This window comes from Hallerella porci (assembly GCF_003148885.1).
Classification (GTDB): Bacteria; Fibrobacterota; Fibrobacteria; order Fibrobacterales; family Fibrobacteraceae; genus Hallerella; species Hallerella porci.
Map to the genome: position 1 here is coordinate 1 of NZ_QGHD01000047.1, position 9,524 is coordinate 9,524.

General features: G+C 44.8%; 12 protein-coding genes. 7 read left to right on the top strand and 5 right to left on the bottom strand.

From position 1 onward, the window contains the following. Both B0H50_RS12545 and B0H50_RS12550 read left to right on the top strand, forming a co-directional pair. Positions 1-808, top strand: an 808-nt coding sequence (locus tag B0H50_RS12545; protein WP_408609880.1) for a transposase, incomplete at its 5' end; no start/stop codon positions are given. 193 nt (positions 809-1,001) lie between these two features. Next, positions 1,002-1,403 carry a (deoxy)nucleoside triphosphate pyrophosphohydrolase gene (locus tag B0H50_RS12550; protein ID WP_109587881.1) on the top strand — a complete coding sequence of 134 codons (402 nt, stop codon included), beginning with the start codon at positions 1,002-1,004 and terminating at the stop codon, positions 1,401-1,403. 277 nt (positions 1,404-1,680) lie between these two features. Here B0H50_RS12550 and B0H50_RS12555 read toward each other — a convergent pair whose 3' ends face one another. Genes B0H50_RS12555 through B0H50_RS13405 form a run of 4 tightly spaced genes read right to left on the bottom strand, consistent with a single transcriptional unit; the run spans position 1,681 to position 3,711 of the window. After that, positions 1,681-2,379, bottom strand: coding sequence for a hypothetical protein (locus B0H50_RS12555; RefSeq protein ID WP_109587882.1), 699 nt, complete (start codon positions 2,377-2,379; stop codon positions 1,681-1,683). 3 nt (positions 2,380-2,382) lie between these two features. Further along, the gene (locus B0H50_RS12560) at positions 2,383-2,877 is read right to left on the bottom strand and encodes a hypothetical protein (RefSeq protein WP_109587892.1); all 495 of its coding nucleotides are present in this window, start codon (positions 2,875-2,877) and stop codon (positions 2,383-2,385) included. Between the two features lie 16 nt (positions 2,878-2,893). After that, positions 2,894-3,505 (bottom strand): hypothetical protein, encoded by a 612-nt coding sequence (locus tag B0H50_RS12565; RefSeq protein ID WP_146193772.1) that lies wholly within the window; start codon positions 3,503-3,505, stop codon positions 2,894-2,896. Positions 3,506-3,543: 38 nt separating this feature from the next. Continuing rightward, entirely contained in the window at positions 3,544-3,711 is a 168-nt protein-coding gene (locus tag B0H50_RS13405; RefSeq protein WP_158275928.1) for a hypothetical protein, read from the bottom strand. A 3-nt stretch (positions 3,712-3,714) separates the two neighbouring features. On the opposite strand from B0H50_RS13405, the gene B0H50_RS13215 reads away from it, so the two are divergent. The 5 genes from B0H50_RS13215 (at position 3,715) to B0H50_RS12590 (ending at position 7,999) form a co-directional block, all read left to right on the top strand. After that, complete coding sequence (locus tag B0H50_RS13215) at positions 3,715-4,041, top strand: hypothetical protein (protein WP_146193773.1); 327 nt, start codon at positions 3,715-3,717, stop codon at positions 4,039-4,041. A 72-nt stretch (positions 4,042-4,113) separates the two neighbouring features. Next, positions 4,114-5,334 (top strand): ankyrin repeat domain-containing protein, encoded by a 1,221-nt coding sequence (locus B0H50_RS12575; protein ID WP_109587885.1) that lies wholly within the window; start codon positions 4,114-4,116, stop codon positions 5,332-5,334. 2 nt (positions 5,335-5,336) lie between these two features. After that, on the top strand, positions 5,337-6,233 hold the full coding sequence (locus B0H50_RS12580; RefSeq protein ID WP_109587886.1) for a radical SAM protein: 897 nt from the start codon (positions 5,337-5,339) through the stop codon (positions 6,231-6,233). 12 nt (positions 6,234-6,245) lie between these two features. Then, complete coding sequence (locus B0H50_RS12585) at positions 6,246-7,442, top strand: AAA family ATPase (protein ID WP_109587887.1); 1,197 nt, start codon at positions 6,246-6,248, stop codon at positions 7,440-7,442. Next, positions 7,442-7,999 carry a phosphoribosyltransferase gene (locus B0H50_RS12590; RefSeq protein ID WP_109587888.1) on the top strand — a complete coding sequence of 186 codons (558 nt, stop codon included), beginning with the start codon at positions 7,442-7,444 and terminating at the stop codon, positions 7,997-7,999. The genes B0H50_RS12585 and B0H50_RS12590 overlap by 1 nt, the downstream gene beginning before the upstream one ends. Before the next feature lie 717 nt (positions 8,000-8,716). On the opposite strand, the gene B0H50_RS12605 is transcribed toward B0H50_RS12590, so the two are convergent. Continuing rightward, the coding region (locus tag B0H50_RS12605) for a transposase (RefSeq protein WP_408609881.1) at positions 8,717-9,524 on the bottom strand (808 nt) is incomplete at its 5' end.

Genomic DNA, 9,524 nt, shown 5'->3' on the forward strand with positions numbered 1-9,524 from the left:
GCAAAGACAGTCCTACAAGAGAACCTTGAAGAAGGTCCATCGTGACCAGCGTTTCCGCAATCACCCGAAGAACGGCAAGAAGGCTCACAAGGCAGATCGCAGGCTGAAGACAATCGCGGGACGGCTCGTCCGTGAATTAGAGCGAAATCTCGCCAGCAAGAACTTGTTGAACACGTACAAAGAAAAAATCGAGCTTTTCAAAAAAGTTCTGGCACAGAAGAAATGCGACAAGGACAAGGTCTATTCGCTTCACGAACCCGAAGTAAAATGCATCGGCAAGGGCAAGGAACACAAGAAATACGAGTTCGGCAACAAGGTGTCAATCGCCCGGAGCTACAGCGGCATCATTGTCGGCGCGGTCTCGTTCCGGGACGAGTATGACGGACATACGATAGACGATACGCTTGACCATGTTGAACAAATGCTTGGATTCAGGCCGAGCCGGGCAGCATGCGACCGGGGCTACCGCGGACAAAAGGAATCCGGAACGACAAAGATCGTAATACCGGACGTCCCGAAGAAAAACGCGACTTACTACCAGAAGAAAAAGGCTCACAAGCTTTTTTGCAAGAGGGCTGGCATCGAACCAATCAATGGTCACTTGAAGAGCGACCACCGCATGGGTCGCAACTTCTACAAGGGAATCTTTGGCGACATGCTCAACGCAAAGCTTGCAGCAGCAGCGTTCAACTTCAAGAGGGTCATGAGGCGCTTTTTTGTTCTGTTGGAATGGCTATACTGTTGCTTCCTTTGCCGGGAAGGGGTGAATAAAAACGGCGAACCTCCTTATCCTGCGCTCGCGAAGTGACTTTTTAAGGGTCAACTATTTATACAATTGGAACGCCGAAAAATCAACACATTATCCGTTGTTTTATGCTTTTTATGATTTTGCACAATCAATGGATCACTATTCTAGCAAATAGATACTAACTCGCATTAAGGTTTATACCCCCCTATTATAGCAACATCATCCCCACCCCATTTTTCTACATTCCCATTCCATGAAGACCATCGAAGTTGTCGCAGGCGTCATCCAGAACGGAGAAAAAATCTTTGCAACCCCGCGCGGTTACGGAGACTTTAAGGGCGGCTGGGAATTCCCCGGCGGCAAGATGGAACCCGGCGAAACCCGCGAACAGGCGCTTGCCCGCGAACTCAAGGAAGAACTCGCCATAAACGTTTCCGTAGGCAGCTTCATCTGCACGGTCGATTACGACTATCCACAATTCCACTTGACCATGCACACTTTTTACTGCACCATCGAAAGCAGGAACCTGACCCTGCTCGAACACGAAGCCGCCAAATGGCTGAACAGATCCGAGCTCCACACCGTCAACTGGCTCCCCGCCGACGCAGAAGTCGTGAAGAAGTTAAAGATCCCGTCTATCATAGACGAGCTCTAGTGATTCTTAAATCGGCTGCGGAATGATCGACCAGCGGCCAGCATGCTATTGTCCGCATCATATTTGCCATTCAAAAATTTCGGGATTTCGACAAGCGTGAAAGTCTGTTTCTTACTGCAACTTCGAACGAGCCCCCGACCTTTTCTCCATTTTTTCAAACTTGGCACCAATCCACATTTTTGCCTAGACTGTCCTGAAGTCAAGTCGTCAATGCACAACAAATCACAAAGTCTCAAAAGTTTCGTTTCACATTACAATTATCATTGTTTTATAAATCTTATTTAATTACACAAGAATTACTCACTCGATTCATAATCGTTTCGGCTTTTTCTTTTTCCTTGCAAAGCCACTGCATTATGCCAGCACCGCATTTTTCAAGAGTTTCTTCATCATAACCACAGCTATTGAGGCACGCCACCATCAACTTATATTCAACTGTTATATCTAAACGTTCCTTGCAGACCAATTTATCCACAACGGCAACTCCAACAGCGGCCCCGGCAATAGCAGCACCAGCTCCCGTTAAAAGTTTTCCCCATTTACTTTCTTTAGGCTGAATTTCTGGATTTTTAGGTTGTTCATTAACAACAGGTTCGGAGGCAACATTTGCAACTTCATTGGCACTTTCTTCACGCACAAGCTCTTCCACATTTTCAACGACTGGAGCGGCATTCGGCGTTTCAATGACCGGCTGAATTTCCGGAGCCGACTTTTCTTCTACACTCGCGGGCGCAGCAGCGTTCTTTTCGGCATTCAGATTCAACAAAATCTGGCGCTGTTCACGCAACATAGCAAAAACAGAATCCACCAGAGAATCCTTGTTAATCGGAGCTTTCCAACCCTTGTAAAGGGAATCTCGGTAAGCCTCGTCTGTCAAGCATTTAGAAGCCTTGATAACACATTCTCTCTTTTGATCGTCGCAAGAGGTTAGCAAGGCTACAACTAAGATAAAGCAAATTAACAATAATTTTTTCATAATCTAAAAATCAAATTCATCCCTTCCGTTTTCATCTTTCATCCCGGAAAAGAGCTGATTCTCCTTTTCTTGTTTAATGGGTCCAATCACTTCTTTTCTAAAGCGATTATATCTATCCAGGCCAATATTTTCAATAAGCCATTGATCAGCCTTTGGGCAATCTTTAGCCATTAAAAATTGTTTCAGTTTTTCAAAGAAGGCAATCGCTTGTTCAAGCCTTTTAGGGTCCGGCTGATCCGCCTTCAATTCGCTTTCCGAAGGCTTATCGTTTTTCGGTCGCTTCTTCCAATATTTTTTCTCGACGCAATTGTCATAAGAAAATTCATCGTAATCGCTTTTTACGCTGAACTTTTTGCTTGAGGACTTCTTTTCGCTAGCGTCTTTAGGATTTTCTCTATAGTATTCCTTGACCGCTTCGGCGTACTTCTTTTCACGAGCTTTAAGCATATCATCAAGCTCGTTTCGCAGATTTCGCCATTGTTGAACTTTGTCGGTCATAATCACTTCACTCAAATTAATATCTATACCTATAAGAATTTCCTATCGGACAAGAATATTCTAAATCATTCATAGAGTCTAAATAATCTTTCTTTTCTTTACATTCAAATTCTTTAATTTTTTCGGCACATTTATCAATGCGGTCAGAACCACAAGAACGTACACAGGCCTGCATCAAATAGTATTCTTCTTCAAGAGTGAAATATGCACAATGAGTATCGGCATCATCCACAGCGACACCTGCGCCAACACCAATTCCACCAGCGGCAAGCCCGGCAGCTACAATAGCGGCTCCCTTAACACTCTTTTTTTTAGCCACTTCATTCACCTTCATATTATCAACTTTACCTTTTATGGTGGTCTTTATTTTTTCACTTTTTGCATGTGCCATTCTAATCGTTTGATTCGCCGCTCTTTTTGTTGCTGACGTTCCACGCTGAGCAGTATGAATTACAGACTCTTTCGCCTTATCAGCAGCGGCTTTCGCCCTTTTTAGAATTTCCTCACGGCCTTCTTTTGTCGAAAGGCCGCTATCATCAGCAACTTCTTGAACAGTATCCTTGATAAGCGTTCGTGCCTTTTGGACTTTTTCCTTGATTTGATCTATAAAAGGATTTTTTTCGTTCATAAAATTTCCTTGAGGGACAAAAATAATTTTTTTCCACATTAAAAAATCAAGGCTATTGGCGAAATTTGCCCCAAACCGCCAATTTTAGCGAAAAAAAACGCCATTTTTCCACATTTTTCTTTGTCCCTTTTTGTCCCTTTTAGGGTTTCTACATCTGCAAACGAAGGCGGGAAAATCCCTCCTGACTCAAAAAAAAGAGAGGACATTTTATGAGGAATCTTGGAACAACGCTTACGCAGCATTCTTATAGCGCCAGCTTCGGCAGACTCGGCAGAACTTCGGACAACAAAACCGTCGCCATCCTGACTCAAATCAGAGACGAAGAAGGCAACCCTCTCGCCGACCATGTCTGGGTGAAACTCCAGAATTTTTGCTTTGACAACGCCCCGCTAAAAAAAGGTGAACGAATATTCTTTTCCGCCGAGCCTTATCGCTACATCAAGGGCATTTACAAGAGCAGAGCCATCAAGACACTGCAATCTGACATCGGACTCAGAAACGTCATTTTTTTTGACCGTGAATGTCAGAAAAACTGACATCAAAGTTAAAAAAAAGAGACAGTCCCTCGTTCTGCGTCATAAAATCAAACATCAACAAGGAGCAGACTAATGAACTTCGAAAGCACCGCCAAAGCAATCCTGAAAATCAGGAACAGCAACAATCTCACCCAAGACGAATTCGCACGCAAGCTAAACGTTTCACGCCCGACCGTATCCAACTGGGAACTCGCCAAATGTATTCCGACAACCGAGCAGATTATGAGAATCCATGAAGCATTCCATGTCAGTGCCGATGAAATTCTTCAGATTAAAAAGAACACCATTTTCGTCATAGACACCTGCGCCATACTCAACCGTCCAAGAATCATCAATCAGCTTCTCGGAAACGAAAGCATTAGCCAGGTTATCATCCCCGACACCGTTATTTCCGAGCTCAATTATCAAAAGGATCATGGGCAAAAACAGCTAGCATGGCTCGCCATGGTTACAATCGAGAAGTTCTGCAAGGAATACCCGCACAAGATTTCCATACTTCATGAAGAAAATGCTAGCGGCATCAACGATCAGAAAATCATCTTTGCAGCAACGCAAGTCGCCAAGCGCAACATCCACAGCACAGTGTATATGCTTACGAACGATGTTTTCTTTTCTCTTGTCGAGAATAAGTTGCGCAATCTTGAGGTTTTGAATTTACAAGACTTTGAAGAAAAGTTTCCTCTCAACGCCAACTGTTTTAACAGAGAGGCTTCATTCCGCTTTTTTGAAGAAGTTAAAGCAGGAAACTTCAAGGCCGCTCAAATAGCCTTAAGCAAAGGAGCAAATCCCAACTTCATCCATCCTGAATCAGGCTATACCCCGCTCATCCAAGCCGTCCGTAACAGAGATAAATCCATGGTTGAATTTATTGCAAACCACCCAAAAACAAACTGCAATCTTTGTGACGAAGCCAAATACCGACTCCCCGCCATCAGCCACGCAGTTCAACTTGGAGAAATGACACTTGTTAAAACACTCGTAGAAGCAGGTGCTGATATTGACTGTCAGTCTCAAGGAAAAAATCATGGCAATACGGCACTCATGATTTCAGCATGGCATGGGAAACAAGACTTTGTCCAATATTTCTGTCAGAATGGAGCTTGCGCAAACCAGCAGGATTCCAACGGGTTCACAGCTCTTATCAAGGCCAGCATCAAAAAACAAGTGTCCTGCGTCAGATTTCTTTATCCACTAACTGATTCGAGAATCAGAAGTTTCGAAGGACTCACCGCAAAAGACTACGCCATCAAAAGTCACAACTCAGAACTCTTGAACATTTTTAAGGAAGCTTAATCATGATTGACCGCGTCTGCATTTCTCTCTCTAGCAAATGCCAACTTCGTTGTACCTACTGCCATTTCGACACGCATATTGATAAAAAAAGCGTTCTTGAAATCGGCGAAACCAGTGCCAAGAAAATTATCCATAACCTTCTGAACTACGCAACAGCTCATCAAGGCCATATAAAGATTGGACTCGTTGGTTCCGGTGAACCCCTGTTGCGCTTCAACCTCATCAAAGCCATTATCGAAATGGTAAAAGTCGTAGACAAGGAGCGCCTTTTAAGCTTTTACACCATTTCAAACGGGATGCATTTCAATGAGGATATCCGCCAATTCTTTTACGAGAACCGCAACACCATCAAGCTCTGCTTTTCAATTGACGGATACGAATTCATCCATGACTTGTGCCGCGTAAATGCAACCGGGAAAGGATCTTTTGCAACCATCATGCAATCTGTAGAACTCTATAAAAAGATGTTTGGAGAAGCCCCCTCTGTAAACGCCACAGTCCACCGCGAAACGTTACGCCATGCCGAGAGCGTTTTAAACTTTTTCGAAGAAAACTTCAAGAACGTCACGTTTTCAAGACTTGTTGATGTTGAATCTCCGCATTTGTTCATCAGCAAAAAAGACTTCCAGGAATTTCTGCAACTTGCCCAGGCCCACAAGCTTGAAATGAGGCAGTTCAAAGCCAAGAAATACGACTGCACCATGTACGGCCAACTTTGCGGTGTCGGGCGCACCAACATCTATTTCGACAACGGAAAAGTTTACCCCTGCGGACGATTCGTCGGGAACTCCAAATACGAACTCGGCAACGCAACAGACCCTATTGACGAAATTGAACGTTATATGGTCACCCACATTACCCCATGCGCTGATGGTCAGTGCTATTACGACAACCTCTAAAAGGATACCTATATGAAGTACGCGATCTATGGAATCTCCTGCTGTGGCAAGGACACATTTATAAAGAAACTCCTCGAATCCGGTAAATTCGAAGGCTACGAACACCCCAAAGGCTCGGAATCCCTAAACACCATTGCTTTAAACTCCTTTGGAAAAAATTTCAAGGAACTTTCTGCAAGCGAAAAAGACGATATCCGCGCCGAATACGCCCAAAAGCTTATGCAAAAGGAAAACATCTTTGCAGATGGTCATTACTGTTTCCCTAAAGACGGCAAGTACGAAATCGTATTCACAAAAAAAGATGCGGAATGCTATGACTCATTTTTCTATCTGAAAGCAAAACCGGAAGATGTCAAAAACCGCATCCAGAACTCTGCAAAGAACCAAAAATTTGCAAACCTTTCTGCAAGCGACATTGAAGCATGGCAAAAGAATGAAATCAGTGAACTTCGCGATATCTGCTTCAAAATCAACAAGGACTTCATCGTTCTTGACAGCGATTTTGAAAGCACCATCGTCTTCATTGAAGCCTACACGACAAACTACAGGACGCGCAACAGCTATCAGCAGGCAATCCGTCTTGCCGAGATTTGCAAAAGCAAAGCCTCTAGGGAAAAGATTGCGCTGTTTGACTGCGACAGAACCATCGTCAAAGAAGACACCGGAACGGACTATTTCAAAGCAAACGGAGCCTCCTTGGAAAAAGTCAAGGAAATTTTTGCTGATGACATTTATTCACAATATCAGTTTTGGAAATATAACCAACTGCACAAGAATTTTACGGTGCAACCCTCCACCAATCAATTCCATTTCAACACCCTTGTGATTGAAAAAATCAGCGAACTCCGCAATAACGGTTACTTCATTGTCGGAGTCACTTCAGGAATCAGCGCCATTTGGCAGCAAATTTTCAGAGAACACGACATCGTTGATCTGATGGTGAGTAGCGACGAAACCTTGGGCATAACGATTTCCGATTTTGTCAAGGGATATCTCGCCCAAAACATTGCTCACGACCACGAAGTTTTCGCCTGCGGTGACAGCTTGACCGACATCTATATGTTGGAAGCGGCCTCTATGCAGGGCGTCATCTATGCACCGGGAAAAACACGCTCTTCCGTGCAGGAATATCTGAACACCCATCCCGAAACAAAAATCAAACAATTCAAACAAAACCCCAATCAGTATAACAACATCGAAGGTGTCTAATGATTAACGCATTGACCGAAGCCAAGAACAACGAAAGCATCAACGAATGGATTGCAATCTGCAAAAGCGACTCCAACGTCATTGGAGCAAGCCTGCGCCACGCTCACTACCGCCTGGGTTTTGAACTCACCTCCGCCTTCAAGCAAGATTTTCACAACTCCGTCGCTGTATGCTTTATGCGAGGAGGACTCCCATTCTCCATGGGTATCGCCGATGCATTGGATTGTCCAATCGTCTTCTTCGACGACAAAGCCTCTCCCCACTTTTTCCAGGACAATCAAGAACAGCTGAAAGGAAAGCAAGTCCTCTTGATTGATTCCGTCATCCATTCCGGAAAATCCATGATCAAATCCATCGAAAGCCTGAATGGCATTTCCAGAGACATCAAAATTATGACCAATGTCCTCTGCTACAAGGCTGTCGAAAAATTCAGCATCTTGGACACCTATACGGTACGTATTTCAGGAAATTCCTTCAAAGGCTCAAACGTCAAAGTACAGAGCGGCAACAAAGGCCCCGATACAGGCGATCGACTATTCAAGACGCAGTTGTTCTAGCTGTTCGTCTTAAAAGCACAACGGACAACCACCTATCAACCCGAACAGGGTCGGATGGCCTTCCAGCACCGGAAACAAATCCGGCGGTGGCCGCGGCGGGAATCCCTCTAAGGGATAACTCAAAAGTTCTTGGGCCGTAAAGGCTCAAGGACTTTATCAAATCCAAATTTCTAAAAAAGGAGAAAACTCATGCAAACTTTATCGAAAGATTCACACATCAATGAAATGTGCAACGCGATGCTCAATAGCGGCCGCTGGAAACTTTCTCGTCATTCTAAGCACCCTATTTTACAGCATCTAACGTCCACAAAATTTTTCATCATTCCCTGCACCCCTAGCGATTCTCGCGCATTTGCGAATTTCCGCAAGGAGTACAATCGCTTTCTTCGAAAACACCTCATCCATATAGGATGGATTCAATAACAACATAAAGGAAAAAATATGAGAAATATTCAAAAACTGCGTGACGCACGCAAGGCTTCTTCCCACAACAAAGATCTTGTAAAAAGATCGAAGATTTGCCCTGACTGCTTCATCGATTCCGTACTTCCGGACGCATCCGGCATCCCGCTGAATAGGGACTTCGTGGCAGAAATGCACCGCTACTGGTTTGGCAGATAGCTCCTTTTTTCCGGCCCTGCATAAATGCCAAAACACCACAACATCCCTATTGTGGAAATCGGGACACCTTACTTTATATAGTTGACCCTTAAAAAGTCACTTCGCGAGCGCAGGATAAGGAGGTTCGCCGTTTTTATTCACCCCTTCCCGGCAAAGGAAGCAACAGTATAGCCATTCCAACAGAACAAAAAAGCGCCTCATGACCCTCTTGAAGTTGAACGCTGCTGCTGCAAGCTTTGCGTTGAGCATGTCGCCAAAGATTCCCTTGTAGAAGTTGCGACCCATGCGGTGGTCGCTCTTCAAGTGACCATTGATTGGTTCGATGCCAGCCCTCTTGCAAAAAAGCTTGTGCGCCTTTTTCTTCTGGTAGTAGGTCGCGTTTTTCTTCGGGACGTCCGGTATCACGATCTTTGTCGTGCCGGATTCCTTTTGTCCGCGGTAACCCCGGTCGCATGCTGCCTGGCTCGGCCTGAATCCAAGCATTTGTTCAACATGGTCAAGCGTATCGTCTATCGTATGGCCGTCATACTCGTCCCTGAACGCGACTGCGCCGACGATGATGCCGTTGTAGCTCCGGGCAATTGACACCTTGTTGCCGAACTCGTATTTCTTGTGTTCCTTGCCCTTGCCGATGCATTTTACTTCGGGTTCGTGAAGCGAATAGACCTTGTCCTTGTCGCATTTCTTCTGTGCCAGAACTTTTTTGAAAAGCTCGATTTTTTCTTTGTACGTGTTCAACAAGTTCTTGCTGGCGAGATTTCGCTCTAATTCACGGACGAGCCGTCCCGCGATTGTCTTCAGCCTGCGATCTGCCTTGTGAGCCTTCTTGCCGTTCTTCGGGTGATTGCGGAAACGCTGGTCACGATGGACCTTCTTCAAGGTTCTCTTGTAGGACTGTCTTTGC

Excerpts from the sequence above, each read along its gene's own strand:
- B0H50_RS13405 (WP_158275928.1), bottom strand. The coding sequence starts at position 3,711 with ATGTCCTCTCTTTTTTTTGAGTCAGGAGGGATTTTCCCGCCTTCGTTT.
- B0H50_RS12585 (WP_109587887.1), top strand. The coding sequence starts at position 6,246 with ATGAAGTACGCGATCTATGGAATCTCCTGCTGTGGCAAGGACACATTT.
- B0H50_RS12550 (WP_109587881.1), top strand. The coding sequence starts at position 1,002 with ATGAAGACCATCGAAGTTGTCGCAGGCGTCATCCAGAACGGAGAAAAA.
- B0H50_RS13215 (WP_146193773.1), top strand. The coding sequence starts at position 3,715 with ATGAGGAATCTTGGAACAACGCTTACGCAGCATTCTTATAGCGCCAGC.
- B0H50_RS12555 (WP_109587882.1), bottom strand. The coding sequence starts at position 2,379 with ATGAAAAAATTATTGTTAATTTGCTTTATCTTAGTTGTAGCCTTGCTA.
- B0H50_RS12580 (WP_109587886.1), top strand. The coding sequence starts at position 5,337 with ATGATTGACCGCGTCTGCATTTCTCTCTCTAGCAAATGCCAACTTCGT.
- B0H50_RS12560 (WP_109587892.1), bottom strand. The coding sequence starts at position 2,877 with ATGACCGACAAAGTTCAACAATGGCGAAATCTGCGAAACGAGCTTGAT.
- B0H50_RS12565 (WP_146193772.1), bottom strand. The coding sequence starts at position 3,505 with ATGAACGAAAAAAATCCTTTTATAGATCAAATCAAGGAAAAAGTCCAA.
- B0H50_RS12575 (WP_109587885.1), top strand. The coding sequence starts at position 4,114 with ATGAACTTCGAAAGCACCGCCAAAGCAATCCTGAAAATCAGGAACAGC.
- B0H50_RS12590 (WP_109587888.1), top strand. The coding sequence starts at position 7,442 with ATGATTAACGCATTGACCGAAGCCAAGAACAACGAAAGCATCAACGAA.